The organism is Arthrobacter sp. UYP4, from assembly GCF_057291175.1.
Genome location: NZ_JBXAVU010000005.1, coordinates 19,267 through 34,412, shown reverse-complemented (window position 1 = coordinate 34,412; position 15,146 = coordinate 19,267). Strand labels below are relative to the sequence as shown.

Genomic DNA, 15,146 nt, shown 5'->3' with positions numbered 1-15,146 from the left:
GCACACCGCACGTACGGACCGGCATCTGTAAGGTGGCGGCATGGTGATCGAGATCCGGCCGGCGACGGTGTTCGAGGACATCTCCACGATGGTCGGTCCCAAGCGGCCCGAGGCCACTGTGTGCTGGTGCCTGAGCTACCGGATCCCGTCGACGCTGAATCTCGCACTCCGCGGCCCCGAACGCGGAGCTCTCGTCAGGGAACTCGCAGCACAGGACCCTGCACCGGGAGTGCTCGCATACGACGGTGACGACGTCGTGGGATGGGCAGCCGTGCACCCCCGTGCCGCCACGAGCTTCGCCCGGAACCGCAGGATCCCTCGCGTGGACGACAGTGAGGTGTGGTCGATCTGGTGCATCAGGGTCCGCCCGGGACACCGCAGACAAGGCATCTCGCACCACCTGCTCAGCGGCGCCGTACAGTTCGCCCTCGATCACGGAGCCCCAGCGATCGAGGGATACCCGGTCGACAACCAGGGCCGGAAAGTAGACCTCACGATGGCCTACGTAGGAACCCGCGCACTGTTCGAACGAGCCGGCTTCACCGAGTCCGCCGTCACGAGCTCGGTCATCGACGGGTTTCCGCGCCTCCTCATGCGATACGAGCCGGATCAAGCCGGCGAACACTGAGCGCTCGACCTGGACTACCGGACCTGGACCGGGACCTCGACCCGCCGGCATCCCGGACAGGGAGTCCTTCGGAGCCGTCGGTCGTACGGCCGCGGCCCGTGGCCTCGTGCGAACCTCGTCACTGCCGAGGGCAGCTTGTCTTCAAGTACTTGAAGTTCCTATCGTTGATGGAGTGAGCGCACCGACGGTCCGAAAGACGTACACGATCAAGGAGACGGCGGCCCTGACGGGGCTGCCGGCGAGCACGCTGCGCTATTACGAGTCCATCGGCGTGATCACTCCGATCTCCCGCGGCGCGAGCAGCAAGCACCGGATCTACACGCCGGAGGACCTCGATCTGCTGACCTGGGTCTCCTGCCTGAGCGCAACGGGGATGTCCGTCAGCGACATGCGCCGCTACATCGGGAACGGAGCACTCGGGGCTGCTGCTGCCCCGGAGCAGATCGAGTTGTTGAAGGCCCAGCAGGAACACCTGGCCGTCGAAGCGAGATCCATCGCCCTGCGCGAACGCTACGTCGCACTGAAGATCGACTACTGGCAGGCCGTCCAGGACGGGGACGATTCCAGGGCCGCGCATCTGTCGGACGAAGCCCGCTCCCTGGCCGACGATCTCAAGAAGACCAGGAAGCAGTAGGCACGGCGCCACCGCCGAAGGGCTTCACGGCCCAGAACGCCCTTATGCAAGCGGACGAACACGGCCGGCCGCAACCAGCAACCGAACACCCCACAAGGAGAAACCCATGCCCACCACAGTTCACGCCTACGCCTCGCCCTCCGCTGACGGCGACCTCGCCCCCACCACCATCGAACGCCGCGACGTCGGTCCCCACGATGTCCTGATCGAGATCAAGTACGCCGGCATCTGCCACTCCGACATCCACACCGTGCAGGGCGACTGGGGTCCCCAGCCCTACCCTCTGGTACCCGGGCACGAGATCGCGGGCATCGTCGCCGAGGTCGGCTCCGAGGTGACCCGGCACGCCGTCGGCGATCGCGTCGGCGTCGGCTGCATGGTCAACTCCTGCGGGGAGTGCAAGAACTGCACGGCGGGCGACGAGCAGTACTGCGTCAACGGGATGGTCGGCACCTACGGTGCCACCGACCGCGACGGGACCGTCACCCAGGGTGGCTACTCCACCCACGTCGTCGTCACCGAGGACTTCGTGCTCAGGATCCCCGAGGGCATCGAGCTCGACGCCGCCGCCCCCCTGCTCTGCGCCGGCATCACCACCTACTCACCCCTGCACCGCTGGGGCGCCGGCCCGGGGAAGAACGTCGCCGTGATCGGCCTCGGCGGCCTCGGTCACATGGCCGTCAAGATCGCGCACGCCATGGGCGCCGAAGTCACCGTCCTCTCACAATCACTCAAGAAGCAGGAAGACGGCCTCCGCCTGGGCGCCGACCACTACTACGCCACCAGCGACGAGACCACGTTCACCGATCTGGCCGGCTCGTTCGATCTCATCATCAACACCGTCAGCGCCAGCATCGACATCAGCGCCTTCCTGGGACTCCTGACGGTCGACGGCGCTCTGGTCAACGTCGGCGCGCCCGCCGAGCCGCTGCCGGTGAACGCCATGGCGCTCATCGGAGGTCGCCGTTCGTTCGCCGGCTCCATGATCGGCGGCATCGCCGAAACACAGGAGATGCTCGACTTCTGCGCCCGGAACGGCATCGGCGCCGAGATCGAGGTCATCCCGGCCGAGAAGATCAACGACGCCTACGAGCGTGTGCTGGCCTCGGACGTCCGCTACCGCTTCGTCATCGACGCCGCCACCTTCGCCTGACCACGACCCGCCGGCGCAGTCCAGGAGACCACCGGCACCGTTCAGCAGGCAGGTCGCCGGCCCACCATCCTCGATGGAGGACGCCGACAGTCGTCGGAACTCAGCAGCCCATTCCTGCTCAGGGAGTGGGCTGCTGTTCCGGGTTCCAGGGTGGTGCAGACGATCGGCTCGCGACCGGCACTTCAGGGACGCCTCCGCGTCGTCCGCCGGTGACCTTCCTGCGCTTCGTCCTCCGCCGTCCTTCCGGGTGAGCGCGGAAGTCGGCAGGGCGGCGGTTCCGCCGCACAATGGTGGTGTGACCGATCCGATGGACGCCCTGATCCCACGGCCCCGGCAGGAGCCCGCTCCCGGAGCCGTGCACGTCCCCGGCTGGCTCGACCTCGATCGCCAGCGGGAACTCGTCGGGCTCTGCCGCACGTGGGCCAGTGGACCGGTCCCGATGCGGAGGGTGACGATGCCCACCGGCGGGGTCATGTCCGTGCGGAGCGTGAGCCTGGGCTGGCACTGGCTGCCGTACCGCTACAGCCGCACCGCGGACGACGCCGGTGGCGGGGCCGTCGCGCCGTTTCCCGAGGTGCTGCGCACGCTGGGACGGGACGCCGTGGACGCCGCGTACGGCGACGGGTCCGGCGCGTCCTACGAACCGGATGCCGCGCTGGTCAACTACTACGACGACGCCGCGAAGATGGGCATGCACCAGGACCGCGAGGAGCGCGTGAACGCGCCCGTGGTGTCCCTCAGTCTGGGCACCACGTGCGTCTTCCGCTTCGGGAACACGGAGAACCGGAACCGTCCGTGGCAGGACGTGCACCTGGCGTCCGGAGATCTCTTCGTGTTCGGTGGCCCGTCACGGTTCGCCTACCACGGGGTCCTCAAGACGCTGCCCGGGAGCGCCCCTGCCGGCATCGGGTTCGAGGGCCGGCTCAACATCACGCTGCGGCAGACCGGGCTCGGCTAGCTCCCGGAGAGGATGATGCCCCGCGCATAGGCCGCCTGCCCCGCGTGCTGCACGGCATCGTCCACCACACTCACGAGCCGCACGAGCAGCGTGACCGGTGGGTCCCACTGCTCGTCGACGATCCTTCGCAGGTCCTCGTCGGTGAGGCCCGCGACGAGGCGCCGGGAGCGCTCGTGGACGGCATCGAAGTAGTCCAGCAGCTGTTGCGCCGACCCGACCCGCACGGCGTCGACCTGATCGGTGGAGTGACCGTAGCCGGTGTCCTCGCGATCGAGATGCAGTGCCCACCGATCGGCGTAGCCGTCGGACAGCCACACCTGCTCGTGCCCGAAGGCCTCGGCGAAGTGACTGTCCTCGACGCGCGTGAGGTGCCAGACCAGCCAGGCGATCGAATTGGCCGAGCCGCCCGGGCGGAGGGACAGCTGCTCGGCGTCGAGGCCCTCCACAGCGCCGCGCACCAGGTCGGGCAAGCGCCCGAAAGCCTCCGAGAGGACCTCGACCGGCGTCACGGACGCTCCTGCCCGGCCACGGCGGCCCGCGATGCCAGCAGCAGCCTGAACCGTCGACGCTGCCTGGCCGGGATGAGGGAGAGGAACTGCGGGTGGGAGGCCAGGAACTCCTGCGCCTCCGGGCAATAGGGCATGACGGCCAGGCGGCGACGATGCGCGTTGAGCAGCGCGGCCTGCATCAGCACCGGCTCGAGGCCCGTGCGGCGGAACCTGGGGTCCACCACGGAGTGCAGCAGCAGGACGTCCCCACCCCGCATCTCGTACTGCACGTAGCCGGCGAGAACGCCGTTGCGGTACAGCTCGAACCGGGAGAACAGCGCGTTGTCACGGAACTTCTCCCGGGAATCGTCCGCTGCCCCGTGCCGCTCGGTTTGGCGTTCACGCCGCTCCAGCTCCTCGACGAGGAGGTCGTAGCGTTCCCGCATCGGAAGGGACGGGTGGTCGGTGTCCAGGGCCTGGTACGTGCGGTTGCACAGCATGCGCAGCTGGCGCGTCGACACCTCGGCGAGGTCCTGCGGGAAGTCCGCGTCCGAGTCCTGCGGAACAGCGGTGAGATGCGCTCGCCGGAGGCCCCAGGACGGCGTCTTCCCGTCCTGTCGTGCGGTGGGATGCTCGAGTACGTGCGGAAGGTGTTCCATCGTCAGCTCCACGTCCGGTGGGTCCACGGCCTCCTGCTCGACCAGTTCCAGAATTCTAGGTGACCTGCGCCCTCTTGCAAAGCACAGCAGACTGTCAATGGCCCTACCTCTCGCTGTGGATACCCGACTCCCGGTAGAAGCCTTCGATATGATCCTGCATCAGCTCCGCGGCGTGCTCCCCACGCCCCTCGAGCACCGCGTCGAGGATCGCCCGGTGCTCCCGGCGCAACCGCTGGGACGTCGCGCCCCACTCGGGCAGTCGCGCGGTCAGCCGCTGCGTGTAGTCCTCGATCGATCCCCGGAGGGATCCCATCATCGCGCCCACCAGGACGTTGCCGGCGGCCTCCGCGAGCGCCACGTGGAAGAGCGCGTCCCGCTGCAGGAAGCCGGCGGGACCGTCGTCGTAGCGGTCCATCTCGTCGAGCAGCCGTGCCGCGCGTTCGAGGGACGGTGATCCCGGCGACGCATGGGCCGCCGCCCAGGTCTCCAGCAGGAGCCGCGTCTCCACGATGTCCTTGACCGGCAGGTGGGCGCTCGCCACATGGAGCCGGAGGGCGGAATCGAGGGCGAGCGACGGGTTGCCCGTGATCACCGTGCCGGCCTGCGGCCCGGACCCCACTCCGGCGCGGACGACGCCGAGCGCCTCGAGGACGCGCGTCCCCTCTCGGACGGACGCACGGGAGATCCCCAGCCGCTCCGCCATGGTGCGCTCGCCGGGCAGCCGCGAGCCGATGGCCAGGCGGCCGGCCGCGAGTTCCTGCTCGAGCCATGCAGAGACCACCTGGTGCGTGCGCATGGCGCCAGCATAGCTTGTGTGGTCTGACCACAGCCCGTAGGATCCGCGATCAGACCGTCCGGCCCGACGACGAGCAGAGGCACACCATGCAGACCCCTTCCCGCGCATCCGTCCCTCCCGCGCTCAGGCGCCGGATCCCCAGAGTCGCGGATCTCGCCCCACTGATGCAGTTCAAGAAGCCGGAGTTCGGCGCCGCGGCCCGACTCCAGCGGGCCAACACCGTCTGGGACCTCCGCGACATGGCCAAGCGCCGCACGCCGACGGCTCCCTTCGACTACACGGACGGTGCCGCCGAAGCCGAGATCTCCCTCGGCAGGGCCCGCGAGGCGTTCCTCGACCTGGAATTCCGTCCCGGCATCCTCCGTGACGTCCGGACCGTCAGCACCGTGACGCCGATCCTCGGCAAGGACTCGGCCCTGCCGTTCGGTATCGCCCCCACGGGCTTCACGCGCATGATGCAGTCGGAGGGCGAGTACGCCGGATCGCAGTCCGCAGAAGCCGCAGGCATCCCGTACACGCTCTCCACCATGGGAACGGCGTCCATCGAGGACGTCGCACAGGCAGCCCCGAACGGGCGCAACTGGTTCCAGCTCTACCTGTGGACGGACCGCGACCGCTCCATGGAACTCATCGCACGTGCGGCCGCCGCCGGGAACGACACCCTGATGGTCACGGTGGACACCGCCGTCGCCGGCGCCCGGCTCCGCGACGTCCGCAACGGCATGACCATCCCGCCGGCACTGACGCTGAAGACCGTCGTCGACGCGTCGTACCGCCCCGCCTGGTGGTTCAACTTCCTGACGCACGAGCCGCTCTCGTTCGCCTCGCTCTCCCGCTATTCCGGCACCGTCGCCGACCTCATCAACTCGATGTTCGACCCCACCCTCACGTTCGAGGACCTCGACTGGCTGCGCAGCGTCTGGAAGGGCAACCTCGTGGTCAAGGGGATCCAGACCCTCGATGACGCCAGAAAGGCCGTCGACCACGGAGCGGACGGCATCATCCTGTCCAACCACGGCGGCCGGCAGCTCGACCGCGCGCCGGTCCCCCTGCACCTCCTGCCGCGCGTCGCCGCCGAGCTCAAGGGCAAGACGGAGATCATCCTCGACACCGGCATCATGAGCGGCGGTGACATCGTCGCGGCGCTGGCCCTCGGCGCCGACTTCACCCTGATCGGGCGGGCCTACCTCTACGGGCTCATGGCGGGCGGGCGCAAGGGCGTGGACCGCACCATCGAGATCCTCGGTACACAGACCGCCCGCACCATGCAGCTCCTCGGCGTCAACCGCATCGAGGACCTGACCCCCGACCACGTCCGGCTGCTCGGCGATGCGACGGCCGACGTGAAGCTGCCCGACGCCGCCATGACCCTCTGACGGCCGGACGGGTCCGTCACCGGGTGCCCCTTCCGCGGGCCTCCGCCTGCTGTTCCCGGCCGAGTTCCACGAGGCGGTCGTCGTCCGTCCGGTTGCCCTTCAACTCGATCGCGACACCCTCGACCTCCTCGGCGATGGCGCGGACGGCGTCCACCGGAGCCAGGGAGGAGTGCACCTCCGGCAACTCCGGCAGAACGGCGATGCCCGCGCCGCGAACACTCCCGCCGTCGGTCCCTGGCGCGTGTGCTGATCCAGCGAGTGGCCGCTCCGCCTCGAGGGTGCCGCTCGCGTAGCGCACGCAGAGATCCGCGACCTCCCTCGCATGCGCGTGCATGACGGAGTGCGCCGCGCCTTCGATCTCCACGACCGGAGCCCCGCCGAAGGCCCGGCCCAGCCTCGTCACCCAGGCCGGCGGGCACACGGCGTCGTGCTGGCCGCGGATGATGAGCGTCGACGAGCGGACCCGGGTGGCCGTGGTCTCGATCGGGTACGACATCATGCGCGGGAGGATCTTGAAGAACCAGCCGAACCCGCACGTCAGGTAGGCGACGACGGCAAGCAGTTTCACGCGGGCCGGCTCATGGAGGCTCGCCCGCAGGAACCGGAAGGCCTGGACGGCCGTGGAGCGCGCCGCATCGTCCACGACGGGGCTGATGAGGACGAGGGTCGAGAGCTGGGGCCGGGACGCGGCGAGATGGGTGCAGATCTGGGTGCCCATGGAGTGGCCGATGACGACGGGATCCTCCAGCCCGAGATCGTCGATGGCCTTGCCGACGAGCTCCGCGAACTGTCCGATCGACAGGGCCCTGCGTGCATGCGGGACGCCGCCGAAACCGGGCAGATCGAGGGCGAAGACAGGCCCGAACTGCATCAGGTGCGGCGCGAGCTGCTCGAAGTAGTGCGATGACACACCGAGGCCGGAGACCAGCACGAAGGCGCGCTCACCGGCCTCACCGACGGAGCTGACGCGGGCCCACACGCCGCTCCCCTGGATCCTCCGGACCGTGATGTCCGGGCCCTGCTCCGTTCCTCGTGAAATCGCCACGCCTCATTCTGTTGTCGGAGGCGGGGAAAGCCTCGGTCGCGGTCTATTATTCATCCTGTGGTCCTGCCTGGGGCGGGTCCGGAAAACATAAGTCTGGGGAGACGAATATGAAGCGTGGGCGGATGCACTATCCGTTGCGTTACAGGCGCGCGCGGTCACTGCTCTACGCGATCGGCCTGTTCTGGCTGTGGCTCTGGTTCGGCAGCGCTGCATCGCTGGAGGTGCTCTACGGTTCGCCCGTGCATGCGGCCCTCGCGATGTACGGTCTCGCCGTCGTCATCCTGGTGTCGATTCCCGCCGCCCTGCTCGCGGTCATCCGGATGGTCCTGACGCGTCCCCGCCGGGACGCCGTCGTCGTCGAGCTCCCTGTCGCGTCGCGGTCGCGCCGACCGCTCGAAGCCACGCACTGGTGGTACGACGAGAAGGCTTCCTGAGCATCCCCCGACTCCGCTCCGCATGACGGCGCCTCCCGCGGGAAACGCCGCCGTCGTCCCGGGGCCGCGGGTCAGCCCTCGCAGTCGCTGCAGTACTGCCGGCCGTCCTTCTCGAGGGCGATCTGGCTGCGGTGCCGGACGAGGAAGCAGGACGCACAGGTGAACTCGTCCTCCTGCGGCGGGATCACCTGGATGAGGAGTTCCTCACCGGAGAGGTCGGCGCCCGGCAGGTCGATGCCCTCGGCGGTGTCGCCGTCCTCGATGTCGACCGACGACGACTGGGTGTTGCTTCCCCGATTCGCCTGGAGCGCCTCGAGCGACTCCGCTTCCTTGTCCTCGTCGTTGTTGCGGGGTGCGTCGTAGTCCGTTGCCATGCCGATGCCGTTCTTCGTGGGGTTCGTTGTGCCGCGGGGCGCGTGCAGCAATCGAGTCTAGTGGGAAATATCGGGCGTACTGCCGGTTCCGGGCCTCCTCACCGTGATGCTTGTCATAGCGTCGGGTTCGTGCCGTCGCCCCTGGTCCCGCCTCGTGCCGGAGGGGTACAGACCGCGCCCGCGCCGCCCGCCACGGGGACGCGAAAGTGCTGGACGCGTCCGGGGCGGCGCTGGCACGCTGGGAGCTGTCCGCTTCCCCCGACGACGGGTGCCGCCATCGCTTCGTCCGCCATCCCGCCCGTCCCCGCCGCACGGGACGCCGAGGGCCTCCAGCGCCGGAACGTCCTGGTGGGCGTCCTGTTCGGCTGCGGCCTCATCGCCTTCGTCGACGAGGCCGTCTTCCATCAGCTCCTGCACTGGCACCACTTCTACGACCGGTCCACGCCGGCGGCCGGCCTCGTCTCCGACGGCGTGTTCCACGCGTTCAGCTGGTTCGCGACCGTGGCCTCCCTGTTCCTCTTCGCCGACCTCAGGCGCCGCGGAGCCCTGCGGGCCCGGCGCTGGGTGGGCGGTGTCCTCGTGGGCATCGGCGCGTTCCAGCTGTTCGACGGCCTGGTGCAGCACAAGCTGCTCGACCTGCACGAGGTGCGGTACGGGGTCGACCTGCTCCCCTACGACCTCCTGTGGAACGGTGTAGCCCTCGCCTTTTTGGCCGCCGGGATCCTGGTGCTCCTCGGAACCCGCCGCCGGACGGGCCCGGACGCCGTTCCCCGCCATGGGTGACGATCCGCACCACCTCGGCGAGGCCGTGTCCGGGCACCTTCCGGGAGGGCTCGTCGGGCTGGTCCTCGGCACCGCCGTCGTGCTCGTATGGCTCGGGGCGGCCGCGGCGTACCTGCTCGCCGGCCGCGCCGCCGTCCTGCGCGGACGGCCCGGATGGCCTCCCCGCCGGTCCGTGGCCTGGCTGGCCGGCACGGTGCTGGGGCTGGCCGTCACGGTGGGCCCGCTGGCGCAGGCCGCCGGCCGCAGCTTCACGGCCCACACGGCAGTCCATCTGGCCCTCGGCATGCTCGTCCCCCTGCTGCTCGTCCTCGGCGCTCCGGTGAGCCTGTTCCTCCGCGCCGTCCCCGTGTCCGTCGGGCGGCGCTTCAGCCGTCTCGCCGCCTCGGTTCCCGTGCGGCTGGGCACCCATCCGGCGGTCGCCACCCTCCTCGCCACCGTCCCGATGGCACTCCTGTATCGGGACGGGGGCGCCCTCGACCTGCTCCACCACCCGGTGCTCGGGCCGCTGCTGCACGTCCATTTCGTGGTCGCCGGGTGCATCTTCACCTACGCCGTCGTCGGAACGGACCCGAACCCGCACCGGGCGCCGGCGTGGCAGCGCGGCGCGGCGATCGTCACGGCGATCGCGGTCCACGGCATGGTGGCGAAGCACCTGTACGCCGTCGGCGGCGAGGCCGGCCCGCCGGACGTGGAGCAGGCGGCCCAGCTCATGTACTACGGGGGCGATGCCGTCCACGCGCTCCTCCTCGTGGTCTTCTGCGCACAGGTCTACCGGGCCAGCGGACGGCGCCTGGACCGGCGCACGGCTTCCCCGGCATCCTGTGTAGCCTTGCCGGAGCGGGCGGGTAGCCCGGCGCCCACCGAAGGATGACCATGCAACGCTTTCCACCCCTCGCGGGACTGTCCCTGGCCGCCCTGCTCGCGGTGGCCGGCTGTTCGTCACCCTCATCGTCGCCATCACCGTCGCCATCACCGTCCGCGGAGGCGGACGGGACGACGACGGACGGGACGACGACGGCGGACGACGGATCCCGCACGTACTCCTCGGAGGAACTCGCGGCGATCCTGGGCACCGTCACCGAGGCGGACGGCGCCGCCCTGCAGGTCCTACCTACGGACCAGATCGACCAGGGCATGGACCAGGCGCGCCGGTTCCTCGAGTCGGTCGTGATCACGCCGGAGGAGTGCGCGGTGTTCGCGTCCAACACCCTCGAGGTGCCCGAGGACGCCGGCTACGCCACGGGTGTCTCCGGCGCCGGTGGTGACGCCGTCCAGACCATCGTCTCGGCGTCGTCGTCCGCGGATGCCGCGTTCTTCCCCGGTCGCATCGACGCATCGTCCGCCGCACTGCAGGCATGCTCGTCCTTCACCGTCGAGGCACAGGGCGTGGTGATCGACCAGACGGTCCAGGACGTCGACGCGGCGACGGACGCCGACCGGAGCTTCGGGAACCTGACGCTGCAGTCCTCGCCGGACGGCGCCCGGCAGGAGACGATGACCGTCATCGGGACGCGGGGGAGCCTGGCCGTGACAGCTGTGCGCACCGCCCGGGACGCCCTACCCCAGGGGACGCAGGACGAGCTCCAGGACCTGATCGACGAGACGCTCGCCGCCGCTGGGTAGCCTCGCCCGGTCCGGGACTCGGCCTGCGCAGGGACCGCAGCAGCACACCTCCGAGACGGATACCTCACGGTGGTGTGGAGCAACCCGAAGTGGACAGGGCTATGTCAGTCCGCATATAACTAGTTTGTCGAACTAGTTGACAGTAGGGTTCGTATTCTTGATGAAAGGGCGAGCATGACGCAGACAATCAGTGACACCCTGGGCGCAGGAGACACCGCCGTCGGGGCACCCCTCCACTGCGGGGAGCCCATGACCCTGCGCGAGACCTCCTACACCGGCTCCTCCTACGGCATGATCCCGCAGGCTCCGGCCGGGTTCGACGTCGAACTCGTGTGGGCCTGCTCGTGCGGTTTCCAGCTCTCCCACGAGGAGCCGGCCGAGCTCGCGCACCCGCTGCCTCCCGCCCTGCGCCGTGTCGCGGCGGCCGCCGCCGACCTCGAGTCGATGCAGTGGCAGCTCGACCAGCTCGCGGGGGAACTCGAGTCCGCCGTACTGCAGGCCGCCGACGCGGGCGCAGCCATTGTCGACATCGCCGACGCCGCGCACCTCGAGCCGGGCGAGGTGCAGCAGCTCGCCTCGGGCGGCCACCTCCTCGTGGACGCGAGCTAGCCGGCCTCCTCCGGGCCGCCAGCCGCCCTGCTCCACCCGATCGCCGTACCGAAGGGCAGGACCGCATGAAGGAACCCGACTGGGTCCGGCACGTGATCTGGTGGCACGTGTACCCGCTCGGTTTCGTCGGTGCGGAGAAGACCGCGACCACCGATCCGGCAGCCGCCCATCGCCTGCTGGACCTGGTGCCCTGGCTCGACTACGCGCTGGAGCTCGGCGCGTCCGGGCTGGCGCTCGGGCCCGTGTTCGCCTCGGAGACCCACGGCTACGACACCACCGACTACTTCCGGATCGATCCGCGGCTCGGCACGTCGGAGGACTTCGACACCCTCGTCGCCGAAGCGCACCGCCGCGGTCTGCGGATCCTGCTCGACGGAGTCTTCAACCACACCGGGCGCTCCTTCGCCGCATTCCAGGACGTCCTCGCCGACGGCCCGGGAGCAGCGACCGCCCCATGGTTCCTCCTCGACTGGCCCGACGGTGCCGGGGCCGGCACCGAGCCGGGGTACCGCGACTTCGAGGGCCACCACCACCTCGTGGCGCTGAACCACGACGAACCGGCCGTGGTGGACTTCGTCGCCGGGGTCATGGAGTACTGGCTCGGTCGCGGGGCGGACGGCTGGCGGCTCGATGCCGCCTACGCCGTCCCGGCCCGGTTCTGGGCCGAGGTCACCACGCGCGTCCGGTCGTCCCACCCCGAGGCATGGTTCGTCGGTGAATACATCCACGGCGACTACGGGTCGGAGATCCGGGCCGGCGAGCTCGACTCCGCCACGCAGTACGAGCTGTGGAAAGCCGTCTGGAGCTCGCTCAACGACGCGAACCTCTTCGAACTCGCCGCGGCACTGGAGCGCCACAACGCGCTGCTCGGAAGTTTCGCCCCGCTCACCTTCATCGGGAACCACGACGTCACGCGGATCGCCAGCAAGCTCATCGACCCCGCCCTGCTCCCCCACGCCGTCGTCGTCCTCCTCACGGCCGGCGGCACCCCGTCCATCTACTACGGGGACGAGCAGGGCTACCGCGGGACCAAGGAGGACAGGGCAGGGGGCGACGACGACATCCGGCCGCTCTTCCCACCCTCCCCGGGTGACCTCTCCCCCGTCGGCAGGCCCACCTACGAGGTCCACCAGGAGCTCATCGGCATCCGCCGCCGGCATCCGTGGCTCCACCGTGCGACGACGCAGGTGCTGCAGCTGTCCAACGAACTGCTGGTCTACCGCGTCGCGGCCGACGGCGACGCGCCACTCGTGGTCGCGCTGAACCTCGCGCCGGACACCCGGTCGGCAGAGACCGGCGGCGCCGTCGCCGTCCTCGCCGGACGGGCGACGGTCGAGTCCGGCACGCAGCGGATCCTCCTGCCGCCCCGCGCCTGGGCCGTCCTCGGCTGACCCGGTCCCTCGGGACGGGACGGCCGGTCCGCGGAGGGCGGCCAGGCCTGCCACGAGTGGATAATGGGACGACACATCCGCTGCAGAGGAGGTCGCATGGGTCCGGAGGACGCGCCGAGGGACATCGACACGACCGACTTCACCCCGTGGCCGCGACCGGTCCCGGCGCACGTCCTCAACGGCGTGAAGAAGCTGCTGCTCGTCGCCGCGATCCTCGTGGGCGTCCAGCAACTGCTGCCGTCCACGAGCATCGGATCCTCGCTGAGCAGCACCTTCACGCTGCTCGTGGTGATGTCGTGGCTGGGACCGCTCGCCCGGATCCTGGCGGCACGACCGTGGGCGCGGAAGGCTCCCGAGGAGTAGGTCACCCGAGCCGGCCATCTCCGCCACGACGAGAGAAGCGGGGCTCCTGATGACAGGAGCCCCGCTTCGTGTTCCGGACCGTGGAGCTTAGGGGAATCGAACCCCTGACCTTTTCATTGCGAACGAAACGCTCTACCAACTGAGCTAAAGCCCCGGACACCACTTCCGAACACCAACACTCTACCCAAGAGAAGGGCCGAGGCCCAAAGTCACGCCGGGACGGCCTCCGCTCCGGAGTGTCGGCACGCGGGCGTAGTCTTCTTCCCATGTCCAGCAACCCTCCGGCGGAGGCTCGTGCCCCGCTCCAGAACGACGACGTCAGGCCCTGGCCGGCCCTGTGGTCGCTCGTCATCGGCTTCTTCATGATCCTGGTCGATTCGACGATCGTCTCCGTCGCCACCCCCGCCATCATGGAGGGACTGGGAGCCGGCATCGACAGCGTCATCTGGGTGACGAGCGCCTACCTGCTGGCCTACGCCGTCCCGCTGCTCGTGACCGGCAGGCTCGGCGACCGGTTCGGGCCGAAACGCATCTACCTCGTGGGCCTCGTGGTCTTCACCCTCTCGAGTGCCTGGTGCGGTTTCTCCGGCACGGTCGAGGCCCTCATCATCGCGCGCGTCCTGCAGGGCCTCGGCGCCGCCCTGATGACCCCGCAGACCATGTCCGTGATCACGCGGATCTTCCCGCCGGAGCGCCGCGGTGCCGCCATGGGGCTCTGGGGATCCGTCGCCGGCATCGCCACGCTCGTCGGGCCCGTGCTGGGCGGCGTGCTCGTCGACTCCGCCGGCTGGGAGTGGATCTTCTTCATCAACGTCCCGGTGGGCGTCGTCGGCTTCATCCTCGCCGCCCGCCTCGTCCCGGTCCTGCCGACGACGTCCCACCGGTTCGACATGCTCGGGGTGTTCCTCAGCGCGGCCGGCCTGTTCTGCCTGGTCTTCGGGATCCAGGAGGGCGAGACCTACGACTGGGGCACCATCGCCGGCCCTCTCTCCGTCTGGTCCCTCATCATCACGGGCCTCGTGCTGCTCGTCGCCTTCGTGGCCTGGCAGCGCTTCAACCGCGGCGAACCCCTGGTCCCCCTCAAGCTGTTCCGCGACCGCAACTTCTCCCTCGCGAACACCTCCATCACGGCCATGGGCTTCTCGATCACCACCATGACGCTGCCCCTCATGCTCTACGCCCAGACGGTCCGCGGCCTCTCGCCCACGCAGGCGGCCCTGCTGCTGACCCCGATGGCCGTCATCTCCGGCGTCCTCGCCCCGTTCGTCGGCAAGTACGTGCAGCGCAGCAACCCGAAGTACATCGCCATCGCGGGCTTCGCCGGGATGTCCGCCGCGCTGTTCTGGCTGGGCTCCATCCTCACGGTGGACGTCCCGCTCTGGCAGCTGCTGCTGCCCATCTCGCTGCTCGGCCTCTCCAGTGCCGGCATCTGGGCGCCGGTGTCGCTGACGGCCACGCGCAATCTCGCTCCGTCGCTCGCGGGCGCCGGCTCCGGGGTCTACAACACCACGCGGCAGATGGGCGCCGTCCTCGGCAGCGCCGCGATCGCGGCCGTCATGCAGTCGCACCTCCTGGCCAACCTCGGTGGAGGCGGTATCAGCACCACTCCGGGGACGGCCCTCCCCGACGAGGCCAAGGCCGGCTATGCGCTGTCCATGGGGCAGTCGCTCTACCTGCCGGCGATCGTCATCATCCTCGGCTTCGCGGCGGCCCTGTTCTTCGCGAGACCGCAGCAGAACCGGGTGTGGGAGGGCGATGCCGGGGCCGCGGGTGGGAGCCCGTCCGCGGCGGACCGGCCTCGGGAAGCGACACCGGCCGACTCCTGAGCTGTT

The 15,146-nt window shown here is 69.8% G+C and carries 18 protein-coding genes and 1 tRNA gene; 13 read left to right on the top strand and 6 right to left on the bottom strand.

What is annotated here, in order from left to right; translation table 11 throughout:
• Positions 1–40 precede the first annotated feature (40 nt).
• The 4 genes from AC0Z9V_RS15960 to AC0Z9V_RS15945 all read left to right on the top strand — a co-directional run bounded on the left by AC0Z9V_RS15960 (position 41) and on the right by AC0Z9V_RS15945 (position 3,373).
• The gene (locus AC0Z9V_RS15960) at positions 41–628 is read left to right on the top strand and encodes a GNAT family N-acetyltransferase (protein ID WP_485142086.1); all 588 of its coding nucleotides are present in this window, start codon (positions 41–43) and stop codon (positions 626–628) included.
• 172 nt (positions 629–800) lie between these two features.
• Positions 801–1,262 carry a MerR family transcriptional regulator gene (locus tag AC0Z9V_RS15955; RefSeq protein ID WP_133081445.1) on the top strand — a complete coding sequence of 154 codons (462 nt, stop codon included), beginning with the start codon at positions 801–803 and terminating at the stop codon, positions 1,260–1,262.
• A 106-nt stretch (positions 1,263–1,368) separates the two neighbouring features.
• Positions 1,369–2,415, top strand: a complete 1,047-nt coding sequence (locus tag AC0Z9V_RS15950) for an NAD(P)-dependent alcohol dehydrogenase (RefSeq protein WP_208739231.1) — start codon at positions 1,369–1,371, stop codon at positions 2,413–2,415.
• 307 nt (positions 2,416–2,722) lie between these two features.
• A complete protein-coding gene (locus AC0Z9V_RS15945) occupies positions 2,723–3,373 on the top strand; it encodes an alpha-ketoglutarate-dependent dioxygenase AlkB family protein (protein ID WP_133081602.1) in 651 nt (216 codons plus the stop codon).
• On the opposite strand, the gene AC0Z9V_RS15940 is transcribed toward AC0Z9V_RS15945, so the two are convergent.
• The 3 genes from AC0Z9V_RS15940 to AC0Z9V_RS15930 form a co-directional block, all read right to left on the bottom strand.
• On the bottom strand, positions 3,370–3,882 hold the full coding sequence (locus tag AC0Z9V_RS15940) for a mycothiol transferase (RefSeq protein ID WP_485142085.1): 513 nt from the start codon (positions 3,880–3,882) through the stop codon (positions 3,370–3,372). The two genes, AC0Z9V_RS15945 and AC0Z9V_RS15940, sit on opposite strands and share 4 nt — an antisense overlap.
• Complete coding sequence (locus AC0Z9V_RS15935; protein ID WP_485142084.1) at positions 3,879–4,547, bottom strand: GNAT family N-acetyltransferase; 669 nt, start codon at positions 4,545–4,547, stop codon at positions 3,879–3,881. Before AC0Z9V_RS15935 ends, AC0Z9V_RS15940 begins: the two co-directional genes overlap by 4 nt.
• A gap of 76 nt (positions 4,548–4,623) precedes the next feature.
• Positions 4,624–5,316, bottom strand: coding sequence for a FadR/GntR family transcriptional regulator (locus AC0Z9V_RS15930; protein WP_485142083.1), 693 nt, complete (start codon positions 5,314–5,316; stop codon positions 4,624–4,626).
• 86 nt (positions 5,317–5,402) lie between these two features.
• On the opposite strand from AC0Z9V_RS15930, the gene AC0Z9V_RS15925 reads away from it, so the two are divergent.
• Positions 5,403–6,692: an alpha-hydroxy acid oxidase gene (locus AC0Z9V_RS15925; RefSeq protein WP_459267914.1), complete on the top strand. Its 1,290-nt coding sequence runs from the start codon at positions 5,403–5,405 to the stop codon at positions 6,690–6,692.
• A 16-nt stretch (positions 6,693–6,708) separates the two neighbouring features.
• On the opposite strand, the gene AC0Z9V_RS15920 is transcribed toward AC0Z9V_RS15925, so the two are convergent.
• Entirely contained in the window at positions 6,709–7,737 is a 1,029-nt protein-coding gene (locus AC0Z9V_RS15920) for an alpha/beta fold hydrolase (protein ID WP_485142082.1), read from the bottom strand.
• Between the two features lie 122 nt (positions 7,738–7,859).
• On the opposite strand from AC0Z9V_RS15920, the gene AC0Z9V_RS15915 reads away from it, so the two are divergent.
• Positions 7,860–8,171 carry a hypothetical protein gene (locus AC0Z9V_RS15915; RefSeq protein WP_208739042.1) on the top strand — a complete coding sequence of 104 codons (312 nt, stop codon included), beginning with the start codon at positions 7,860–7,862 and terminating at the stop codon, positions 8,169–8,171.
• A 71-nt stretch (positions 8,172–8,242) separates the two neighbouring features.
• Here the strand turns inward: AC0Z9V_RS15915 and AC0Z9V_RS15910 are convergent, their stop codons facing one another.
• Positions 8,243–8,545 (bottom strand): DUF4193 domain-containing protein, encoded by a 303-nt coding sequence (locus AC0Z9V_RS15910; RefSeq protein WP_133081453.1) that lies wholly within the window; start codon positions 8,543–8,545, stop codon positions 8,243–8,245.
• 129 nt (positions 8,546–8,674) lie between these two features.
• On the opposite strand from AC0Z9V_RS15910, the gene AC0Z9V_RS15905 reads away from it, so the two are divergent.
• The 6 genes from AC0Z9V_RS15905 to AC0Z9V_RS15880 all read left to right on the top strand — a co-directional run bounded on the left by AC0Z9V_RS15905 (position 8,675) and on the right by AC0Z9V_RS15880 (position 13,314).
• Positions 8,675–9,328: a DUF2243 domain-containing protein gene (locus tag AC0Z9V_RS15905; protein ID WP_485142081.1), complete on the top strand. Its 654-nt coding sequence runs from the start codon at positions 8,675–8,677 to the stop codon at positions 9,326–9,328.
• On the top strand, positions 9,321–10,199 hold the full coding sequence (locus tag AC0Z9V_RS15900; protein WP_485142080.1) for a cytochrome c oxidase assembly protein: 879 nt from the start codon (positions 9,321–9,323) through the stop codon (positions 10,197–10,199). Before AC0Z9V_RS15905 ends, AC0Z9V_RS15900 begins: the two co-directional genes overlap by 8 nt.
• A 2-nt stretch (positions 10,200–10,201) precedes the next feature.
• The gene (locus AC0Z9V_RS15895) at positions 10,202–10,951 is read left to right on the top strand and encodes a hypothetical protein (RefSeq protein WP_485142079.1); all 750 of its coding nucleotides are present in this window, start codon (positions 10,202–10,204) and stop codon (positions 10,949–10,951) included.
• Positions 10,952–11,125: 174 nt separating this feature from the next.
• The gene (locus AC0Z9V_RS15890) at positions 11,126–11,560 is read left to right on the top strand and encodes a hypothetical protein (RefSeq protein WP_133081457.1); all 435 of its coding nucleotides are present in this window, start codon (positions 11,126–11,128) and stop codon (positions 11,558–11,560) included.
• Between the two features lie 65 nt (positions 11,561–11,625).
• Positions 11,626–12,951 (top strand): alpha-amylase family glycosyl hydrolase, encoded by a 1,326-nt coding sequence (locus AC0Z9V_RS15885; protein WP_485142078.1) that lies wholly within the window; start codon positions 11,626–11,628, stop codon positions 12,949–12,951.
• A 96-nt stretch (positions 12,952–13,047) separates the two neighbouring features.
• Positions 13,048–13,314, top strand: coding sequence for a hypothetical protein (locus tag AC0Z9V_RS15880; RefSeq protein ID WP_208739037.1), 267 nt, complete (start codon positions 13,048–13,050; stop codon positions 13,312–13,314).
• Positions 13,315–13,395: 81 nt separating this feature from the next.
• On the opposite strand, the gene AC0Z9V_RS15875 is transcribed toward AC0Z9V_RS15880, so the two are convergent.
• Positions 13,396–13,468 (bottom strand) — tRNA-Ala (locus tag AC0Z9V_RS15875).
• Positions 13,469–13,580: 112 nt separating this feature from the next.
• Between AC0Z9V_RS15875 and AC0Z9V_RS15870 the strand changes: the two genes are divergently transcribed.
• Entirely contained in the window at positions 13,581–15,140 is a 1,560-nt protein-coding gene (locus tag AC0Z9V_RS15870) for a DHA2 family efflux MFS transporter permease subunit (RefSeq protein ID WP_485142077.1), read from the top strand.
• Positions 15,141–15,146: the final 6 nt, after the last annotated feature.